The sequence below is a fragment of the Mesorhizobium sp. M0800 genome, assembly GCF_040320095.1.
GTDB lineage: Bacteria > Pseudomonadota > Alphaproteobacteria > Rhizobiales > Rhizobiaceae > Mesorhizobium.
The window spans coordinates 104,096-124,266 of record NZ_JAMYOZ010000011.1; the positions used below are offsets into that span (position 1 = coordinate 104,096).

The following is a 20,171-nucleotide window of genomic DNA, read 5'->3' on the forward strand; positions in this document are numbered from 1 at the left end:
CACAATCGTCCTTCCGTCGACCACAGTGACGCCTGAGCGGTCATGCGCGCGTAGACGGACGAGCTACAGAAGCGCGCGGGTCGAGCAGCATTCGGCCGGCTGCGAACTGACTTCGGAGCATGACTCCGGCACGTCCCGCCCTTACGAGCTGCCGCGCGCGATCGGTTCCGCGTCGACCTCACCAAAGGCTCTGACGGTCCCCTCCTCGCGCTTGAAGCCGTAAGGTGTAAACGGCGGTTCCGCATTTCAGCTTACGACTTCAATTGAAATCGGGAAATAAAACCGACACCCGCAATTACCAACGCCGCCGCGATCGTTACCGAGTCAACCTGACCAAAGCGTCCGGGCTCTAAAAAGCACCCTCCCCTGCCGGCGCGGTTCGAGCCTCGCCAGGCGCGCTCAGGAGGCTGGCGTGATCAACATCAGCGATGGAAAATAGGTGCGATAACGGCCGACGTCGCGGGTGAGCAGCGGCAGCTCACCGACCGCCGCGTGGGCGCCGATGAAGAAATCCGGCAGCACCCCGGTGCGCGATCCGCCCGATTTGCGATACTGGGTGAACACCTTTCCGGCCAGGAATAGCGCCGGCCGCGGCATCGTCACGATCTCGAGGCCGGCCGCGTCAAGAAAGGCGTCGAGATCCTCGATCCGGCTGTAGCGGACCGAGAACTCTGCATAGACGACGTCGTTGATCAGCAACGGTCCGCGCAGCGAGGCGGCCTCCAACTGTTCGATCGACCACTCCGCCCAGTCCTGATCGTCGGTGACGAGGTCGAGCAGAACGTTGGTGTCGACCAGCGTCACGCTTCGCCGCGCGTCAAGGTCATGATCGCCTCGGTGCTCAGCCCCTTGCCGGCATGGCCGCGCAGCTTGGCAAAGCGGCTCGCCGGCCGTTTTTCGTCCGCACGAACCAACACCACGCTGCCGTCGGCGGCGCGGCGAAAATCCACTTGGCTGCCCGGTGCGATCCCCAAGAGATCGCGCACGGGTTTGGGAATGGTCACTTGACCTTTTGCGGTTACGGTTGTTGTCATTGCAGCCTCGGTAAGGATACCTCGAAATATGGTATTACCTCCGCGCGATGGATTCAAGTATCGGGAGTTGCCCTGAGCCGTTAGCCGCGAACGGGACGTCCGCAGATCCTTCGCCGCTGACCTTCGGAACTCGGCACCGCCGCGACCATCTTGAGTTCATCTGGACTGGGGCCAACAGCCTTGCAAAAGGCCCGTCGCTCGCCTTCGATTGAAGCGAGAAGGCAAAAACCATCGGCTGACTTTTCACCTTAGGGCTTTAATTGAAATCGGGAAGTGAAAGCCACAGTCACCGAGGATGGTGCTGAGGCCAAACAACACTATCGATAATGACCGCTTATCGATGGTGACTTGACCAAGTCTTGGCCAACCGACGGAATCGACGCTATGGTCGCCTCTCGAGGCCTGGTCGCTCGCCGCGACCGGACAGCCTCTGCCCTGGCCGGCTCCGGAAGCCCTGTTGATCAAGTTGGTCGCCCACCACCTTTGGGACGCTTCCCGGCGCTCAACCGATCCGGGGCATGGCATGTCCGATGCCGTCATGGCCGCGCCGAGGGCGGAGGGACTGTTGCGGGTAAAAGCGGTCCGCATGCGCCGTCCACCGTGCGCCGGCGGCTGTCGAGTTGGTCGACGCTGACTCAATGGCGCGGTTTGCGCGGAAATTTCGCAGCCCCGGGCCTGCGGAGCGCTATTGAACTGGCGGTGCGCGCCAGCGCCCGTCCGCGCGGCCGCAAGAGCAAGAAGGCTGTGACCGCCGATGTTCTGGCCACCCTCCTGAAAACACGCGCTGGCGACCGTCTCGTCGACGTCAGGGATCGCTCGATCCTCATCACCGCCTCCGGCGGCCGACGTCACAGCGAAATTTCTGCTCTTCGTCGAACAGCTGGTCGACGAAGACCCGGTTCCGGCCGATCCCAAGGCTCCCGACGGCGATAAATTGCCATGCCTGTCGATCCGGCTCGGCCGCATAAAGTCGACGCAAGCCGACAGCGACGCTTTCGTGCTGCTCGTCGGCCGGCCTGTGCTGGTTTTGAAAGACTGGCTGGCGCGCGCCGGGATCGGCGAAGGCGCCGTGTTTCGCGGCATCGACCGCTGGGCCAATCTCGAAGCGCGCGTCCTGACGGCGCAGGCCGTCAATCTGATCCTAAAGCGGCGCACCACCGAGGCCGGGCTCGATCCGCAAGCCTTCTCCGCCCGCGGCCCGCGCTCCGGCTATCTCACCGAAACCGCACGCCGCGGCATTCCGTTGCACGAAGCCATGCAGCAGTCGCAGCATCGCTCCGTCCAGCAGGCCTCGAACTACTCCAATGACGCGGAACGCACGCTCGGGCGGGCGGCGCGGTAAATCGTCTGAGTCGCAGATCGATCCGACCCTTGCGGCGTCAGCTCCAGGACAATTGGTTCCGAGGCAACCGGCGTCCGGGATCGATCACCTTAACCTGGTGCGGGAGCACCTCGCCCCAGCTCCATAGCACGAGGTTCTGATCGGATGTGTCGGCACCTGGCGCGAAGCTTGGCACGAGAATGCCGAACTTGCCTTCAGCAACGAGGCGGTCTTGGATGGTCCATGACGGCGGCCGTTTGCCATCCGCGAGAAAATTCATCCAGGCACAAGCTATATCTTCGAACCGGATCTCGGCGTCGGCCTGGCCTTGCGCCGTCCTCAGATCGACAATGTCATCGCAATCGATCTCGTATGAGCAGAGCACGCAGGGATCAATGCGATATGCAAAACCCTGATTTGCCTCCTTCACGGCCGTCATGATGTCGAGCGCCAGATAAAGCGTAGGCACACCTTTCGCGTTGAATCTGGCACCCCGAATAGCCGCTCCGTCCCCTGAGATCGGCTGGAACGACCAACGCGGATCATGGGCGCGGTAGCAAATTCCGGCAAACCTCAAGCAAAGCCACCAACGGCGACATGATCCAGGTAGTCGCGAACCGCGCTGGCCTTGCCTTCCTTAACCAGAGCTTCCGCCGTCCGCCCGCCGAATGCCGGTATCGGCTGCGCCCGGTACCAAGCCATCGCCTGCTCCTTGCCTCCAGCCCAGTCGGTCACCCTGCTGATGATCTCAAGCATTTCACGAAGGCGACCTTGCGTCTTTGCAGCACGGCTACGCTCAGCCCTATAGAGGGTTTCCCGCGCAAGACCCGCCGTTTCGGCAAGCTGACCTTTGGACATACCGAATCCATCCGCAACCTGGGCGACAGCGATCTTCCCAGCCCGATCCATATAGGACAGCACCAACGGTTCGTTCTGAACTGGAACTTTCAACGGTTGGATCATCCCTGCCCCACTTGCCATATCCAGAAACACATTTCTTGTGCATAAGATATGGCATTAGCGACGGATTACAAGCCTCGGTTGGCTGATCAGGCGTCGTTGAGGCCTCACCAGACGCATTCACACGTTCGTTTTCTGGCACATTCCTTGTGTGTATAAAAATCCCAAAAAACGGCCCCGAAACCGGCCAAATGCACGCACAACGTCCAGTTCTCCCGATCGGCCGCCCATTGGCGATCCCCGCGTCTCGACCGAGGATCGGGCGACCGACGCCCAGGTCGACGAGGTCAAGGCGGCTGGCTGCCGCCTCGTCCACCAGGAGCACGGCTCCGGCGCCTCGCCCTCCCGGCCGGTGCTGGCGAAGCTGATGCGCGAGATAGCCGCATGTGGGACACACCGCTATGGCGATGTAGCGCCCAGAATCTCCAGGGTCGCCGCCGGCGATAGCCTGCCAAGACGGTCACCCATGCTTGCCCTAGGCACCCGTAATGGAAACGATGGCGGGCGCTACCGTGACGAACAGGATATAATGCCCACCGGCAGCAAGCTGGTTGAGGAAAGCCCCACCGTCATGAAGCCAATGAACGAAGAGCACCTCGCGGTCCTACGCAGGCACATGGTCGAGATGATTGCAATCCATACCGACCTTGCAAGCGAAGAACTCGGCAAGGCGGCGCTCGATGAGCGGGTGATGGCAGCGATGCGGCGAGTGCCGCGGCATCTCTTCGTGCCAGCCTCGGTTGCACCTTATGCCTACCAGGACATGCCGCTGCCGATCGGCTTCGATAAAACCGTCTCGCAGCCATTCATCGTCGCTCTCATGACCGATCTCCTCGCTCCCCAACCGCACGAGGCGGTGCTCGAGATCGGCACTGGCCTGGGCTATCAAACCGCAATCCTCGCGGAACTCGCCGGGCAAGTTTGGAGCGTCGAAATCATCGAGGAATTCGTAAGCCGTGCGGAGGCTCTCCTGCAGGAGCTAAGCTTATCCAATGTCGGCATTCGTGTCGGAGACGGGTCTCGCGGCTGGCCCGAGCACGCCCCATTCGACAAGATCCTGGTCACGGCGGCGGCTGAGCAGACACCGCCGGCTTTTCTGAAGCAACTCAAGCCGGGAGGACGGCTGGTTCTGCCTTTGGGACCTAAAGAAGCACAGTTTCTGACTGTCATCGCCAAGGACGCGGCGGGGCAGCTCGAGACCCGGAAACTCATCCCGGTTCGGTTCAGCCGGCTCGAAACCGTCTAGTGAGGTGCGACAACTGGCGCGACCGCGCTTTTCCGACCGTCAATCTACCTCATTCAAACAGACGAGGACAGTAGGCCATCCTGCCTCTACCATAGGTGGTCCTTCTGTCGAACTCGTACGGGAGCAATTATTGCACGTTGTGCGGAAATTGAAGCAACACGCAAACACTGTTGCAGTTCATACACTCGCATCCCGTAGGGGGGACATTCTCGAAGGACGATTGGGGTAACAACGATTTTCTCGGTGTTACCGCAAGAATTTACAAACCCATTCCGTGATATGCCGCCAAATGAGCGCAGCCGTTGGCCCTTTAGGCAGCGGCCGCGCAGACGTGTCATCTTCGTAGTGGTTCCGGTTTCGTCGATGAACACCAGCCGATGTGGCTCAAGCCGCATCCGCGGCTGGCGCCTGGTCTGCCACTCCTGCCGCGCCTTGCTGACGTCGGGACGATCTTGCTCGCTGGCCAGCAGCGTTTTTTTTGAAGCGATAGCCATTCCTGATGAGCCAGCGCGAGATCGAGGCAGGAGCGACCTGGACGTCTGTAGCAGCGGCCAGTTCGGCGGCAAGCTCCGGCATGGTGATGTCATCCTTCTCGGCCACACGGCCAAGCAGGAACGCACGATGCGGGTCGAGCTTGGAATGGCGGCGGCCACCGCTGGCCTTGGGCGCCAGGCTCTCGGTCTTTCGATAGTTCCTCATCAGGATCACGACAAACGAAACCGACACCCCAAAATGTGCCGCCGCCGCACGCCGCGAGTGGCCAGCCTCGACAAACCGCACAACACGTTCACGCAAATCGAGCGAATAGGGCTTGGGCATGGCAAATCACCTCCTACAGGAAGTGAATCATGAACCACGCTCGCGATTCAAACTGAACGTCCGACGCTCTAGTCTTACTGAGTCAGAAAGTCGCGGCTGCGAGAGGATTCGCGCTGATCGCGGATTTGTTAGGGTGCTGCTTCGTGATCAGGGAAGCGCCCCGCCATGCCCGACTGGACAGCCGAGAGTGAAGCCGCGTTCGACGCCTATGTCGATGCTTTGATCGGGGTGATCGGCCATGCCGACCGAGCTGAGCCGCTGAAGGATTATTGCCTCGGACTTCTGATGCCGATAGAGCGCAAGAGCGTGGAGCCGTTGGCGGCCGTCACGGCGCCGTCGCGGGTGTCGGCCAAGCATCAGTCTCTGCTGCATTTCGTGGGACAGGCGGTCGGACGCGGCCTTGCTAGCGCGGGTTCGCGACTGGGTTCTTCCACAGATCGAGCAGCGTGGACCGATCCGGGCGTGGATCGTCGACGACACCGGCTTTCCCAAGAAGGGCAAGCACTCGGTGGGCGTAGCGCGCCAGTATTGCGGCCAGTTGGGCAAGCAGGACAACTGTCAGATTGCGGTTAGCCTATCGATTGCAAATGACGCAGCCTCGCTTCCGATCGCCTACGAATTGTATCTCCCGCACAGCTGGGCGGAGAATCCGGAACAACGCAAGAAGGCCAAGATTCCGGCAGAGATCACGTTCCGGACCAAGCCGCAGATCGCGCTCGAGCAGATCAGGACGGCCAAGGCCGAAGGCGTCGCGCCCGGCGTGGTTCTGGCCGACGCCGGATACGGCGCCGACGGCGGTTTCCGCGCGGGCCTGTCCGAGCTCGGTCTGACCTATGTTGTCGGCGTTCAGCCCACACTCAGCGTCTGGCGTCCAGGCGAGAGCCCGCTGCCGCCCAAGCCTTGGAGCGGAAGAGGTCGGCCGCCGTCTCGAGTCGGCCGTACCGACAATCACAAGCCGATCTCGGCCAAGGCCCTGGCCGAGGAGTTCGACACCGAGACTTGGCGCACGATCGCCTGGCGTGAAGGAACCAACACCGAGCTCAATTCCCGCTTCGCCGCCGTGCGCTTGCGGCCGGCATCCAGGGACTACAATCGGCCCGAGGCTCATGCCGAAGAGTGGCTCCTGATCGAGTGGCCTGAAGGCGAGGTCGAGCCGAGCAAGTATTGGCTCTCCACCTTGCCGGCCGACGCTACGATCACCCAGTTGGTCGACGCCGCCAAGCTGCGTTGGCGGATCGAGCGAGACTATCAGGAACTCAAGCAGGAACTGGGACTGGGCCACTACGAAGGCCGTGGGTGGCGGGGCTTCCACCACCACGCCAGCCTCTGTATCGCCGCCTATGGCTTCTTGGTCTCTCTGAGGGAGACGATTCCCCCCTCAACTCCAACTCGCGCCCAGGGCCGCCAAACACCTGGTCTTCCCGACGGTTATCGACCCCGCAGATCCTCCGATCCGACCAGAGCGGCACGTCCCGACCTCGATCCCAACCCTCAGGCGACGCCTGACTGTGGCCCTGGCCAACCGTCTGCAACGATGTCCGTGCTGCATAAGGGCAATGGACAGTCCCCGTCGCTCACAATTTATGACGCAGTAGTACTAGAAGCTTGCCGCAATACAGCAGCCTGGCTGATGTGCTTGCCTGATTTAATGTCTGCCAGGAGACTGGTTCACTATTGGCTTGAAGGCCAGTCAGCCGAGGTGAATCCCGCCCTATCGGCCCAGCGGCAGCTTCGAAGTCGAAAGCAGTTCGGCCTCGTCCATCACTCCGGCCATGTAATTTGCTAGGATGCGATGCGAGCGCTTCATGCTCATGCTCGGATTGACAGTCACCCTTGAGCCCATCGAATACCCGGCCCAGAAGCGCCAGCTCGGATGGATTGAAAATACCAGCAGTCTGGGCTGTTCGATGGATCGGCATGACCAATTCTCCGTCTCGATGTTCTCAGCCGAACGATAGAATCCGCCTCTCCAAGATTGCATTAACCTTTGCTAAGATCATGCTGGATAGCCACAGAAAAACGCCCGCCACGTGGAATAAGGGCACCGCGTGGCGCCGCGGATGCCACCGCCGCACTGTGAGCCAGCTTGGTCGAGCAGGTGAGAGGCCCTTGGAGAGTGGGGCGCGAGCCAACAAGCCTCCGACGTGCTTGGATAAGTCACGGCGAGGACCCACGGCTGTTGATAGCTTGCGGACTGGTGCGGTAACTCGGTAAGGCGCGTCGACGCCGCCTCGAGCTGGTCGGTCAACCGATTCTTCAGCACGTCAAGGAGGCTGATGGTGATGGCGATCACCACGGGGCCGAGGACAAGGCCGGATGCACCGAACAAGACAATGCCGCCGACTGACCCAATAAAGGCCACCATGGTGTGGAGGCGCAACCTGTTCCCGACAAGCATCGGATAGCAGCCATTGTGATCGTCGAGCATGGCGGCCTCGCATCGGTATGCTCATCTGTTACGATGTCGAATTTCCTGAAAATGTGCGGCGGCTGGCGCTCGCCGGCTCCAATCTCATCGCCGTGCCGCCGGCCTTGCCCGCAACCGACCATGCCGAACTCATTGCCCGCAAGATGATTCCTGTCCGTGCTTTCGAGAACCAACTCTTCATCGCCTAGTGAACCATTGCAGCGCGGACGACCTTTTCTGCTATGCCGGGCTGTCGGCGATCACCGCTCCCGACGGCACCCTTCTGGCCGCTGCCGACAGGGCCGAGGCATTGCTTGTCGCCGACATACTGCCGGACGAGCATTAATTAGACCCGCTTCGCTTACTAGCAGGTGGTGTTGGCTTGCTGCCGCATGAGCGACTAACGCCACAGCTGACGAAAGGAGCCGCCCCTAATATCCGCGCTCTTATTCGAACGAATAGGTAAACCCTTGGGCTGAGGCGCCAACCGTCACCTTCGTCATCTTTTCACCAGCGAGCGACCGGTTCAGCACGCCGCGGCTCAGTTCCGGAAGAAGCGTGTTGGTCAGAAGTGCGTCAATCATCCTGCCGCCCGATTCGATTTCCGTGCAGCGGGCCTTGACCAGATCCATGACACCGTCGCCGATTACCAATTCCGCATCGTTGGTCGCACGCAGCCGGCGAGCTATCTTGGCGAACTGGTGACGGGTGATCGCTTCGATCATCGAATCCGAAAGCGGAAAGTAGGGGATGGTCACCACCCGGCCGAGAAAGGCCGCGGGAAAGACTTTCAGCAATGGGCTGCGTAACGCGGCGTCCAGTTCGTCGAGCCCTGCCCGGACCGCACCATTCCGTGTCCGGTCCATGATCACTTCTGAGCCGACATTCGACGTGAGAAGGATCAGCGTGTTCTTGAAATCGATGCGTCTACCTTCACTGTCGTCCATCATCCCTTTGTCAAAGACCTGGAAGAAGATTTCGTGCACGTCCGGGTGCGCCTTCTCGACCTCGTCGAGCAGGATCACCGAATAGGGTTTGCGTCGCACCGCCTCGGTGAGAATTCCTCCCTTGCCGTAGCCGACATAGCCGGGCGGCGCGCCCTTCAAGGTAGAGACCGTATGCGCCTCCTGGAATTCAGACATGTTGATCGAGATCAGGTTCTGCTCTCCGCCGTAAAGCGTTTCGGCCAGTGCCAAGGCGGTTTCGGTCTTGCCGACGCCCGAGGGGCCGCAAAGCAGGAATACACCCACCGGCTTTTCCGGAGCGCCGAGACCGGCGCGGCTGGTCTGCACGCGCTTGGCGATCATCTCCATGGCGTGATCCTGTCCGACAACGCGCTCGGACAGAGTGGCCGCGAGCCGCAGCGCCTTCTCGGTCTGACTCGACAGCATCCGCCCCGTCGGGATGCCCGTCCAGTCCTGGACCACGGCCGCCACGGCGTTGCGCTCGACCGATGGCAGGATCAGCGGTGTTTCGCCTTGCGCCTCGGCCAGTTCGCTCATCAGTTCGCGCAGCCGAGCGAGATCGGCAGCCGGATCGGGAGGAGAAGTACCGCCTCCCGCCGGAACCTTCGTCCCGGCGTTGGACCGTTCGGTCTCCGGCAGGTCCACGCTCTCTGTCTCAGTGGCGGCCTCCTGCCCTTCCACGGCATCGAGAGGCACGCCGTCACCGCGCAGCCTGGCGCGCAGTTCGAGTATCTCGGCCACCAGCGCCTTTTCGCGCTCCCAGCGCTGTTGCGCGGCTGCTAGCGTGCGTTCGGTCTCGGCAAGCCCAGCCTCGACCCGCGCCTGCCGCTCAGCCACCTCGATGCCGATTGCAGCCTCGCGGCCGATGATGCCGCGCTCGACCTCCAGCGCCTGGCGACGGCGCATGATGTCCTCGACCTCGGCGGGCGTGGCGTGCTGCGATACGGCGACACGCGCGCAGGCGGTGTCGAGAAGGCTGACCGCCTTGTCCGGCAACTGCCGCGCCGGGATGTAGCGATGCGACAGGGCGACCGCCGCGTCGATCGCCTCGTCCAATATCTGCACCTCATGGTGCTGTTCCAGGACGCCGGCCACCCCGCGCAACATGAGAATGGCCACCCCTTCCGACGGCTCGTCGATCTTTACCACCTGGAAGCGGCGGGTCAGCGCCGGGTCTTTCTCGATGTGCTGTTTGTATTCCGCCCACGTCGTTGCCGCTATCGTGCGAAGCTCGCCGCGCGCCAACGCCGGTTTGAGTAGATTGGCAGCGTCGCCGGTTCCGGCAGCACCACCGGCGCCTATCAGGGTATGGGCTTCGTCGATGAAGAGGATGACCGGCGCCTCGGACGATTGAACCTCGTCGATTACAGCCTTCAGCCGCTTTTCGAATTCACCTTTTACGCTTGCGCCTGCCTGCATCAATCCGACGTCGAGCATGCGCACGCTCACTCCCTGCAGTGGGGGCGGCACATCGCCTTTGGCGATGCGCAGAGCAAAACCCTCCACGACTGCAGTCTTGCCGACGCCCGCCTCGCCGGTCAGGATCGGATTGTTCTGCCGGCGTCGCATCAATATGTCGACAATCTGCCTGATCTCCGGATCGCGGCCGACGACGGGGTCGATCTTTCCGTCGCGGGCGCGCTGGGTCAGGTCGGTGGCATATTTGGCCAGTGCCGAATCCCCGCCCGAAGCCCGCCGCGGCGCCTCTGTCGCGGTGACCGTTGGCGCAGCGCCGGCTTCGAGTGAGCCCTCCGTGACATCGGCGAAGCGCGCCACGACGGCGTCGGCGTCGATCTTGTCGAACTCGCCGCTGATCTTCGACAGCAGGCCTTCCAGCACCGGTGTCTTCAGGCAAGCAAGCAGAACATGCGCGCTGCGGACCTCCTCCACGCCGAATTCCAGTGTTGCCAGATTCCAGGCCTCCTGGATGGCGTGGAAGATATGGTCGGAAAACTCTTCGATCGAGGTTGCGCCATAAGGCAGCTTGTCCACCGCACGCGTCATATCGGCCGTAAGTCGGCCCGCATCCAGTCCCGCATCGGCGATCATCATTTGCACATCCGAGCGGTCGGAGAGCACCAACTGCTCGACGAAGTGGACGAGTTCGACGTAAGGATTGCCGCGCAGTTTGGCACTGTCGGCCGCTGCCTTGAAGGCGCGCAACCCTAGAGGATTGAGCTTTCCGACCAGTTCCTTGCGCTTGAAACTCTGCGATGACCGGCGCTGTTCCATCGAAGTGCTCCTGCACTCTGCAAGTCGATAACCTGCCACATAAGCAGCCACTTGACAAAGTACAGGATGAACAAAGGTTTCGATCCCCGATTATGCGGGCTCCCATCATTGGTGGAAGATCCTGCGTCGCCGGCTGCAAACAACCACGAGCCTGACATCCCAGGCACGACATTTCCGGTCCAGGGCTCGGCAATCACGCCTTTCGGATTCCACAATCAAGACAAGGCTGCATTAGCTTTTGTTAATTTTTTCCGCACTCGCTGAATTGTGGAAAAGCGCAACCGTGTGATAACGTAGGGGCAGGTCGGCCTCAGGGCCGGTGACTGGGGGATCGGTGTGATCGACGTCGCACTCTGGCTTGCTCCGCTCGACGGTGAAATTCCGTCGGGAGAGGATTTGCGTAACGATCCGGCGTTTCACGAACTGGAGCGCCTGACGGAGCCCCAAGTCAAGGTTGTCCATGACGGCAACAACAGGCCGGTCTCGCAAAGCACCATTCCCGTCGACTGGCCAGCAGTGCTCACCAAGGCCGAGGAATTGCGCGCGCGTGGTCGCGACCTGCGCCTGATTGTCATTGTCACACGCGCACTGGCCAACGAGCAGGGACTGGCCGGCTTGGCGCAGGGTCTGACGCTTATTGGGCGGACATTCGACCAGCATTGGGAATCCATGCACCCGGCGCTGCGGCCCAACACGTCGCCTCGCGAGGCCGCCTTACGCCGCATCAACGCGCTGCTCGATCTTCAAAACGGTCAGGACGGGCTGCTGGCCAACCTGCGTCAAATGACCTTCTTTGCGCCACGCTCGATCGGGCCGATCAGCGGACGCGACCTGGAACACGCTGCACTCGACGACCGCGTCATGCTGCAAGAAGCAGCGTCAGGATTGAATGCGGCCGAAAAGGCAGCGCTTGTCAGTGCGCACGGACAACTGTTGAACCGGGTTCGTGCCGGGTGCGCGGCACAGGCGGATCAAGCCAATGAGGAAATGCAGTCGCTCATCGCCGATGCGCGCGCGGCGGTCGCGGCACTGGATACGGTCGAGACAGCCCTCAATGCTCGCCTTGAAGGCAGCGGCGGGACCACCATTCCGGAATTAAAACGGTTCCTGCAGCGTTTGCTGACAACCCTCGAGCGCAACTCGGCTGCCGGCGCGATGGCGAATGGCTCGGCAAAGCCGTCCCCTTCGCCTGCAGAACCGGTAATGCCTGCCCGAAACGGTCATGGAGCCGATACAATGGCAAGTGTGGCTAGCTACGCGGACTCGAGCACCGGACTCCCCGACCGGATTTCTTCGCGCGACGACGTGGTGAAATGCCTGGACCTCGTCGTCGCCTTCTATGACCGTACCGAACCGTCGAGCCCGATTCCCCACCTCGCCCGCCGTGTGCGCCGGATGGTGCATATGGATTTTGTTGAACTGATGGAAGACCTCGCCCCGTCGGGACTGAAGGAGTTCCGGCTTCTTGCCGGCGTTCCCGATGCCAAGAAGACGGCTCAGAAGGATGAAAGGTAGCAAGCAATGCCAGCCGAAAGCAAAGCCAAGGTCATCGAACGAAATCGCGCGCCGCGGGTGCAGATCGCCTATGACGTGGAAACCTATGGCAGTCCAACGACAATCGAGCTGCCGTTTGTCATGGCCGTCATGGCCGATCTTTCGGGGGCTTCGCAGACGAAGGAAGCGGCCAAGTCGGTGCTGGACCGCTCCTTGGTCGAGACCGATGCGAACCGGTTTCCGCGTTTCATGGAGGCACTTGGACCACGCGTGAAAGCCCGCGTGAAGAATACGCTGCCACAGGCTGAAGGCGCCGAGCGGGACGAGGAGCTGGCGCTCGACCTTACCTTCACCAAGATGGGCGATTTTGCGCCGGACAAGATTGCCGAGCAGGTGCCCCAATTGGCCGAAATCCTCAAGATGCGCCGCCAACTCGAGGAACTTCTCGGCTTCATGGACGGGCGCGTCGACGCCGAAAAGCGCATTGCGCAACTGCTGAACAATGAACCGCTTCTTGGCCAGATCGCCAGCCAGGCACTGGCGGACGACAAGGCAGGGGAATGACCATGGCCGAACAGCAAAAAACCGCCGCCGTCGCCGAGGCGGAAACCATCGATCTTGGAGAATTCAGCGGGCTCCTCGAGAAGGATTTCAAGGTCAAGAAGGACGACAGCGAAAAGCTGCAGCAATTGGTGCGCAATCTCGCACTTGCAGCGCAGACACGTTCCGATACCACGACCATCTCGTCGAATGCGATCAAGTCGATCAAGTCGCTGATTGCCGGAATCGACAAGATGCTTTCCGAACAGGTCAACGAGATCCTGCACGCGCCGGAAGTGCGCGAAATGGAGGGCACATGGCGTGGCCTGTGGTATCTCGTAAACAATACCGAGACGGATCAGAAGCTGAAGATCCGGGTGATGAATATCTCCAAGGAGCAGCTGGCCGACACGCTTGAGGATTATGAGGGCCAGATGTGGGATCAGAGCCCGATCTTCAAGAAAGTCTACACGGACGAGTATTCGATGCTTGGCGGCGAGCCGATCGGCTGTGTGATCGGTGCCTACGAATTCTCCAACCACCCGCGCGACGTCGGTCTGCTGCGCAACATCTCCGGCGTCTGCGCCTCAGCGCACACGCCTTTTATCGCAGCTGCCTCGCCTCGCCTGTTCCGCATGGATAGCTGGCAGGAATTGCCGAATCCGCAGGACCTGCAGCAGATCGTCTCCAACCCCGCCTATGCCTCCTGGCAGTCGCTGCGCGAGAGCGAGGATGCACGCTACATCGGCCTGACCATGCCTCGCGTTCTGGCGCGGCTGCCGTATGGTACCGATACCGTTCCGGTGAAGGGCTTCACCTTCGAGGAGGAGGTGCATGGCGACCACAACAAATATGTCTGGATGAACGCTGCCTTCCCGATGGGCGTGAACATAAACCGCAGCCACAAGCTCTATGGCTGGGGTACGCAGATCCGCGGCGTCGAAAATGGCGGCACGGTCCTCAACCTGCCAGTGCACAGCTTCCCGACCGATGATGGCTCGATAGCGATGAAATGTCCGACGGAGGTCGCCATCGACGACCGGCGCGAGGCGGAGCTGGCCAAGCTCGGCCTGATGCCCATCCTGCATCGAAAAAACACCGATCTCGCCGCCTTCATTGGCGCCCATTCGCTGCAGGACGACGAGACAAGGGCGGGACGGCTGGTCGACCCCGATGCGCAGGCCAACGAGCGGCTGAGCGCCAACCTGCCCTACCTTTTCCCGGTCTCGCGCTTTGCCCACTACCTCAAGGCGATCGCGCGCGACAAGGTCGGTTCGTTCAAGGAGCGCTCCGACATGCAGATCTGGCTGACCGAATGGATCAACCGGTATGTGCTGGCCAACCCGGCCTTTGCCGACGACAAGGCGCGCGCCAAGCGCCCGCTCGCCGCCGCCGAGGTTCAGGTGGACAGCGTGGAGGGACGCCCAGGCTACTACAATGCCCGCTTCTATCTGCGCCCGCATTATCAGCTGGAGGGTATCAATGCCTCGCTCCGGCTGGTTTCGGAACTTCCGTCCGTAAAGACTTGATTTGCAGCAACAACATCTCGGTTTTTGAAAGCGGTGGAGAAAGACAATGCCCACAAATACGAAGATTGATGGCTTTCTAAAGGTTCCGGATATCAAAGGTCCAAGCACTCGTGATGGCCATGAGGACGAAATCGAAATCCATGGCGTCGATTACAAGATGATCGCACCCTATGATCCAAACTCGCTCTCGCGCCGCGGTCGTGTGTCCTTGGGTATGATTAAGTTCACCAAGCATTATGACAAGTCCTCGCCCTACCTGAAAAAGGCGCTGTTCGAAAACAAGGCCCTGGACGAAGTCGTGTTTTCGGCACGGCGGACCATTGATGGCGAGACCAAGGATTACCTGGTCGTCACACTCACCGACGCCTCGATCATGGAATACGACATGTCGCAGGCCGAGGATGAGGAGGACCTGATCGAGGAAGAGGTCAGCTTTGCCTACAAGAAAATAAAGTTCGTCTACGACGACAACGACGAAATCGAAATGGATGTCTATGTCGGCAAGTGAGGCCCGGCGGCCCGGCGCGGACAAGTCGCTGGGTAGCGGCAGCTCGCGAGCAAAGCGCGAAGCCGTCCAGCCCTCTCTATGGGACCGCCTCGTAAACGATCTGCCGGGTATGACCTCCGAGATAGACGGGCTGCGCCAGGCACTGCAGGACGAGCTTGGCGCGGAGCGGCTGGACAATCTTGTTGCGGCCAGCGCGCGGCTCATCGACGCCGACGCGGAGTTGACGGCCGACCAGAAGCGGCGTCTGCATCGCCTGGCCTTTCAGAGCCAGCACCGCGCTGAAATCGAAAGCCGCGGCGTGGTGGTGTCGGCGCGTGTGCTCAAGGAAGCCGTGCGGCGCGATGTCGAGGCTTTGTTCAATACCGAGCGCTTCGAGGCCGTTCCGCTTCTTTCCGACCTTGAAAGCGAACAGGCCACGGACAACCCACCGTCGCTCGCCGATTTTCCGGAGGTGCGTCGCAGCGTCGTCAATTACGGAGTGCCTTCCTTCTCGGGCCGTTCTTCCCGCGACTTTGATCGCGAGGCCCTTGCGCGCGAGATCCGCTCGGTGCTTGCCACCTTCGAGCCGCGTCTCAAGGACAGTGCAACAAAGGTTGCGGTAACCCTTGGCGACAAAACCGTGGGCCTGAAGATCGAGATAGATGCGGTGTTGATCATGACGCCCACGCCCGAACGCATGCGCCTGCGCACCACGATCAATCTCGATAACGGCTTGGCTCGGACCGAATTTAGGGAAGCCTGAGATGGACCGGGTCTTCGTAGAATATTACGAGGAGGAACTGACCCATATCCGCGCGCTCGCGGCAGAATTTGCCGACATGCATCCCGCGGTGGCGCGCAACCTTTCACTCGATACGGTCCCCTGTCCGGACCCTTACGTCGAGCGGCTGCTTGACGGCGTTGCTTTCTTGGCCGCGCGGACCCGACTCAAGGTCGATGCGGAACGCTCGCGTTTCTCGCGCGCCGTCCTTGATGTTCTCTATCCCGATCTTGTCACGCCGGCGCCGGCAACGGCCGTGGTGGTGTTCAAACCCGGCCAGCAGGTCCAGACAATGATTGGGGGCCATGTCGTCAAACGCGATACGCGTCTGGTTTCCAGCCTCCAGCCAGGCCTGTCGACGCGTTGCACGTTCACCACCGCCCAGGACATCACGCTGTGGCCGATTGCCATCACCTCGGTCGGCTATTTTCAGGATCGCAGCGCCTTGGCTGCAGCCGGCATCGCGCGGATCGGCGGTGTGGATGGCGAGGCGGCGCTTCGCATCACGCTGGCTCGTACCGGAAAAGGCAAGCTCGACGAACTGTCGCTCGACCGGCTTGATCTCTACTTTTCCGCGCGCACCAAGGCACCACTGCTTTTCGACGCGATTTTCGGCGCCTGCGCGGCCGTTGGTGCACGGCCGGAAGGCAAGGCCAACCCGATATCGCCGTTGCCGGTACCTGAAATGGTCGGCATCAACGATGACGAGGCGCTGATGCCTCGTACACGTCCGACCTTCGAAGGGTACCGTCTTCTGCGCGAATATTTCATGATGCCGGAGCGCTTTCATTATGCTCGGGTTTCGGGATTGCAGCCCATCGTGCGCACATGCACAGCCGAACTCGAGATCATCTTCATCTTCAGGCGTCCGGTGCCTGAAGTTGCCGATGTGACGGCGGCCGATTTTGAACTTTTCGCAACGCCGATCATCAATCTGTTCGAACGTGAGTGCAACGTCGTCGAGCTCGATCCACGCAAGACGCGGCAGGTGCTGCATGCCGACCGCACGAGAGCGCGGGACTTCGAAATCTATCGGGTTATCCGCGTCGAGGACGCCGACAGTGAGGGGAGCGACGCCGCAATCCCGGAGCTCTTCAGCCTGGGACAGAACCGCGGCAGCGGTTGGGTTTATTCCACCGAACGGCGCCCACGCCGCCCGACGGAGGAGGAACGGCGCGACGGCCTCACCCGTACTTCATACACGGGCGACGACGTTTTCCTGGCGATTTCGCGTCCCGCGGAAAGTCCTCCGAACCGGCCGCTGAAGCGCGTCGACGTCGTGGCGCTCTGCACCAACCGCGATCTGCCGATTCTTGACGACAACCCTACCTTGACTCTGGAAGCCGGCGATCCGGTCGAGACGATCCGGCTTCTCGGCGCATTGCGCCCGCCTCGCCCAGCCATCCCCGCAGCGCTGCCGGCGGGCGCGGCGGGTGAATCGCGAGCCGACAATCTCGCCTGGCGGCTTGTAGCGCAGCTCGCGCTCAACTTTCTAAGCCTTGCAAAGGAAGGTCGCGGCGTCGATCCGCTGCATGCGCTGCTTGAGCTTTACGCCGACAGGGGAGACCCGAGCCTCGCCCGGAATGTGCACTCGATCGTGCGCATCGACTCCCGGTCGGTCATCGAACGGCTACAGATCGATGGGCCGATGTGCTTCGGACGAGGCACGGAGGTGACATTGCATGTCGATCAATCGGTTCTGGCGGGGCAGAGCACCTTGCTGCTTTCGGCCTTGCTGGCACGGCTGTTTGCCCGTCATGCCGGAATAAACGGCTTTGTGCGAACCCGCACATGGCTGCTGCAGAAGCAGGAGGATGTGCCATGGCCGATGACGCCCGGCAATCGCTACCTGATCTAGACAAGCCTGGCCGGTCCGAAGAGCTGTCGGATGCATTCGACTTCTTCGAGTTGTTGCGGCGACTCGAACGAAGAGGCGGGCTGTTCGGCTATTCCGGCCCGCCGGAGCGCGAGCCCTCGCGGCTGGGGCAGCATGTCCGTCTCAGCTTTTTCGCCAAGGACTTGGCAGAATTCCGCGAAGCGACTGACAAAGCGCCCGCTCGGGTCACGGTCGCAAACATTGGTCTGATGGGACCTGAAGGTCCGATGCCCCTGCATTTGACGCGCTGGGTACTCGATCGCCTGTCGCAACGCTGGTTCACCGGCGCCGATGCGCAGCAGACCAGCGATACGACGTTCATGGACTTCGTCAACATTCTTCAGAACCGCATGATTGCGCTGTATTACAGGGCGTGGGCGGATGCGCATCCGGCGGTTCAGGTCGAGCGCCCGGTAGGTGGGCGCGTTCGCGCCATGCTTGAAGCCATGGCGGGAATAGGGCTTCCCGGCACCCACAACCCCGAACTGGACGCAGTGAAGCTGCGCCAGGCCGCTTCGCTTGCCAATCAGGTCGACGGCCCCGAGCGGCTGACGCTGTTCCTGGCTGAGGCGTTCAAGGTGCCGGTCCAGATCAGGGAGTTCATCGCTGCCTGGATGACCATACCAGCCGCGCTCCAGACCCGCGTTGGCAAAGCCTACGCAGGGCTCGGTCGGGGAGCGACGATCGGTCCGCGCGTCTTCAACCGTCAAAGCAGGATCGAGCTCCGCGTCGGCCCGCTGGGCTATGAGGAGTTCAAGGCGTTCCTGCCGGGCGGTCAACGCCTCAAATTGTTCAAGCAAGCCGTTAGCGACATGGTCGGCGCATCGCTCGACGTCGATCTGCGCATCGTGCTGGCGCGCGATGCCGTTCCGCCGCCGCGTATTGGAACCGTGCAACTCGCCCGGACCGCGTGGCTTGCGCGGCCCGCTGAAAGGGGCGATGCTGACGACATGCGGCTGCGGACATTAGTCGGCTGGCGGCACGAAGGGGCGGAGGTCGCGGCATGAGTCTGCTGCTGACGCTGGAGCAAGGGCCACGCACCCAGGCGGTACGGCAGACCCGGCTTGACGAGGGGGAACTGGTGATCGGCCGCAGCGCGGACGCCGGCTGGCAGATCGATGATCCCGACATGTTCGTTTCACGCGCCCATTGCAGGATCACTGGTGGGCGCGACGGATATTTCGTCACCGATACGTCGAGCAGCGGATTGTTCATAGACGACTCCGACAGCCCGCTCGGCGCAGGCAAGTCGACGCGTCTTCGCAATGGCATGCGGCTGAGACTGGGCGATTACATCGTGCATGTCGATCTGCAGACGTCGAGTGCCCAAGCCACAGCAGCAGCCGCAGCGCCGGTTCCGGAGCGCTCACCGCCGGCGTCTCGGGCGCCGGTCAGCATCGGCCGTGACGATTTCTTTTCAGCCGCCGTGGAAGAAGAGCCGCAGCGGCCACGTCCAGCCGAGCTGCCGAACCCGTTCGAGCAGCCGATCCCGGGTGCGTTCGAACGCGCCAATTCCAGACAGCGCAGCTCGCCTGCTTTCGACGACCCGTTCAGCCTCGATCCGATCGCAACACCAGTATCCAAAGGCACCGCAAACTATCCAGAACCAGCCAGCGCACCCAAGCAGACAGACCCATTTGGCCTCGAGTCGGTGTCGTTCCCCAACGGCGCTACGGAGCCTGCGACGGCAAAGCTGCCGGAATTCAACGACGACTTCGGTTTTGGTCCAGCCGCAGCGCCCAACCCGGGAGGCGGCGCCAGCTCAACCGGGCAGCGCGAGCGCCACGCCCAGCCACTGCAAGCGGCCAATCCCTGGGACGTGCCCGTGCGAGGGGCAGATGCCCCTCCCCCAATACGGGCAGGCGCAGCCGCCAGCCCCGCCCGCCAGCCGCCTGCGAGGCAGCACGCCGACATGGCGCTTCGCAGCGCATTCCTGCGCGGTATGGGTGTCGCGGAAGCCGATTTTCCCGGGCGCGACGCCGTCGCCGAGATGGAAAAGTTCGGCCGCGAATACCGGCTTATGATGGAAGGATTGATGCAGCTGCTGCGCAAGCGTGCCGAAGAAAAGGGAAATGCCCGCGTTGCCCAGACAATGGTCGGGGCCTCCGAGGTCAATCCACTCAAGTTTCTGCCGACGGTCGACGACGCAATCGTGACGCTTATCGCCGAACGCAGCCCCGGATTTCTCGCCGGCGAAGCGGCTATCGCGGATGCGGTTCGCGATCTGGCACAGCATCACGTGCGCGCCTGGCGCGGCGTGCAGGCTGCCTTGCGGCGGATGGTCGACCGTTTTGAGCCGGCAGCCATCGAAGAAGAGCTGAAATCGAGTTCCGCGATCGGCACGCTGTTGTCGGGCGGGCGCGGCGCCAAGCTGTGGGAGCTCTACCAGAAACGCCATCGTGAAATCGCCGAGAGCGCGGAAAAGAGCTTTCTCGGCGAAATCGGCGCCGATTTTCGGGATGCATATGAGGAGGAGTAAG

The 20,171-nt window shown here is 61.8% G+C and carries 18 protein-coding genes and 2 pseudogenes; 13 read left to right on the top strand and 7 right to left on the bottom strand.

The annotated features are described in order from the left end of the window. Positions 1–399 precede the first annotated feature (399 nt). Complete coding sequence (locus tag NKI18_RS16020; protein WP_352619619.1) at positions 400–804, bottom strand: type II toxin-antitoxin system VapC family toxin; 405 nt, start codon at positions 802–804, stop codon at positions 400–402. Then, positions 801–1,034, bottom strand: a complete 234-nt coding sequence (locus NKI18_RS16025; protein WP_352455481.1) for an AbrB/MazE/SpoVT family DNA-binding domain-containing protein — start codon at positions 1,032–1,034, stop codon at positions 801–803. Before NKI18_RS16025 ends, NKI18_RS16020 begins: the two co-directional genes overlap by 4 nt. Positions 1,035–1,428: 394 nt before the next feature. Between NKI18_RS16025 and NKI18_RS16030 the strand changes: the two are divergent. Beyond that, positions 1,429–2,376, top strand: a pseudogene (locus NKI18_RS16030) (site-specific integrase); the annotation flags it as partial. Between the two features lie 37 nt (positions 2,377–2,413). On the opposite strand, the gene NKI18_RS16035 reads toward NKI18_RS16030, so the two are convergent. Then, a complete protein-coding gene (locus tag NKI18_RS16035; RefSeq protein ID WP_352579916.1) occupies positions 2,414–2,932 on the bottom strand; it encodes an RES family NAD+ phosphorylase in 519 nt (172 codons plus the stop codon). Then, positions 2,929–3,318: an antitoxin Xre/MbcA/ParS toxin-binding domain-containing protein gene (locus NKI18_RS16040; protein ID WP_352619620.1), complete on the bottom strand. Its 390-nt coding sequence runs from the start codon at positions 3,316–3,318 to the stop codon at positions 2,929–2,931. The genes NKI18_RS16035 and NKI18_RS16040 overlap by 4 nt, the downstream gene beginning before the upstream one ends. A gap of 568 nt (positions 3,319–3,886) precedes the next feature. Between NKI18_RS16040 and NKI18_RS16045 the strand changes: the two genes are divergently transcribed. After that, on the top strand, positions 3,887–4,561 hold the full coding sequence (locus tag NKI18_RS16045) for a protein-L-isoaspartate(D-aspartate) O-methyltransferase (RefSeq protein WP_352619678.1): 675 nt from the start codon (positions 3,887–3,889) through the stop codon (positions 4,559–4,561). A gap of 384 nt (positions 4,562–4,945) precedes the next feature. Here NKI18_RS16045 and NKI18_RS16050 read toward each other — a convergent pair whose 3' ends face one another. After that, positions 4,946–5,380, bottom strand: a complete 435-nt coding sequence (locus tag NKI18_RS16050) for a helix-turn-helix domain-containing protein (RefSeq protein WP_352619621.1) — start codon at positions 5,378–5,380, stop codon at positions 4,946–4,948. Between the two features lie 165 nt (positions 5,381–5,545). Between NKI18_RS16050 and NKI18_RS16055 the strand changes: the two are divergent. Continuing rightward, positions 5,546–6,848, top strand: a pseudogene (locus tag NKI18_RS16055) (IS701 family transposase); the annotation flags it as partial. A 528-nt stretch (positions 6,849–7,376) separates the two neighbouring features. Here NKI18_RS16055 and NKI18_RS16060 read toward each other — a convergent pair. Beyond that, entirely contained in the window at positions 7,377–7,808 is a 432-nt protein-coding gene (locus tag NKI18_RS16060) for an AI-2E family transporter (RefSeq protein ID WP_352619622.1), read from the bottom strand. A 17-nt stretch (positions 7,809–7,825) separates the two neighbouring features. Here NKI18_RS16060 and NKI18_RS33405 point away from each other — a divergent pair, with 17 nt between their 5' ends. Then, on the top strand, positions 7,826–7,996 hold the full coding sequence (locus NKI18_RS33405) for a nitrilase-related carbon-nitrogen hydrolase (RefSeq protein ID WP_352578846.1): 171 nt from the start codon (positions 7,826–7,828) through the stop codon (positions 7,994–7,996). After that, on the top strand, positions 7,996–8,133 hold the full coding sequence (locus NKI18_RS33410; protein ID WP_502900707.1) for a hypothetical protein: 138 nt from the start codon (positions 7,996–7,998) through the stop codon (positions 8,131–8,133). The genes NKI18_RS33405 and NKI18_RS33410 overlap by 1 nt, the downstream gene beginning before the upstream one ends. A gap of 100 nt (positions 8,134–8,233) precedes the next feature. On the opposite strand, the gene tssH is transcribed toward NKI18_RS33410, so the two are convergent. Beyond that, entirely contained in the window at positions 8,234–10,984 is a 2,751-nt protein-coding gene (gene tssH, locus NKI18_RS16070) for a type VI secretion system ATPase TssH (protein ID WP_352619623.1), read from the bottom strand. A gap of 336 nt (positions 10,985–11,320) precedes the next feature. Between tssH and tssA the strand changes: the two genes are divergently transcribed. Genes tssA through tagH form a run of 8 tightly spaced genes read left to right on the top strand, consistent with a single transcriptional unit; the run spans position 11,321 to position 20,170 of the window. Next, complete coding sequence (tssA, locus tag NKI18_RS16075) at positions 11,321–12,499, top strand: type VI secretion system protein TssA (RefSeq protein ID WP_352619624.1); 1,179 nt, start codon at positions 11,321–11,323, stop codon at positions 12,497–12,499. Between the two features lie 6 nt (positions 12,500–12,505). Then, the gene (tssB, locus tag NKI18_RS16080) at positions 12,506–13,042 is read left to right on the top strand and encodes a type VI secretion system contractile sheath small subunit (RefSeq protein WP_023678574.1); all 537 of its coding nucleotides are present in this window, start codon (positions 12,506–12,508) and stop codon (positions 13,040–13,042) included. 2 nt (positions 13,043–13,044) lie between these two features. Next, the gene (tssC, locus tag NKI18_RS16085) at positions 13,045–14,547 is read left to right on the top strand and encodes a type VI secretion system contractile sheath large subunit (RefSeq protein WP_023678575.1); all 1,503 of its coding nucleotides are present in this window, start codon (positions 13,045–13,047) and stop codon (positions 14,545–14,547) included. Between the two features lie 46 nt (positions 14,548–14,593). After that, positions 14,594–15,055: an Hcp family type VI secretion system effector gene (locus NKI18_RS16090; protein ID WP_023678576.1), complete on the top strand. Its 462-nt coding sequence runs from the start codon at positions 14,594–14,596 to the stop codon at positions 15,053–15,055. After that, a complete protein-coding gene (tssE, locus tag NKI18_RS16095; RefSeq protein ID WP_352619625.1) occupies positions 15,042–15,797 on the top strand; it encodes a type VI secretion system baseplate subunit TssE in 756 nt (251 codons plus the stop codon). The genes NKI18_RS16090 and tssE overlap by 14 nt, the downstream gene beginning before the upstream one ends. 1 nt (position 15,798) lies before the next feature. Then, positions 15,799–17,673 carry a type VI secretion system baseplate subunit TssF gene (gene tssF / locus NKI18_RS16100; RefSeq protein WP_352619626.1) on the top strand — a complete coding sequence of 625 codons (1,875 nt, stop codon included), beginning with the start codon at positions 15,799–15,801 and terminating at the stop codon, positions 17,671–17,673. Beyond that, on the top strand, positions 17,637–18,698 hold the full coding sequence (tssG, locus tag NKI18_RS16105) for a type VI secretion system baseplate subunit TssG (RefSeq protein ID WP_352619627.1): 1,062 nt from the start codon (positions 17,637–17,639) through the stop codon (positions 18,696–18,698). Before tssF ends, tssG begins: the two co-directional genes overlap by 37 nt. Beyond that, the gene (tagH, locus tag NKI18_RS16110; RefSeq protein ID WP_352619628.1) at positions 18,695–20,170 is read left to right on the top strand and encodes a type VI secretion system-associated FHA domain protein TagH; all 1,476 of its coding nucleotides are present in this window, start codon (positions 18,695–18,697) and stop codon (positions 20,168–20,170) included. Before tssG ends, tagH begins: the two co-directional genes overlap by 4 nt. Position 20,171: the final 1 nt, after the last annotated feature.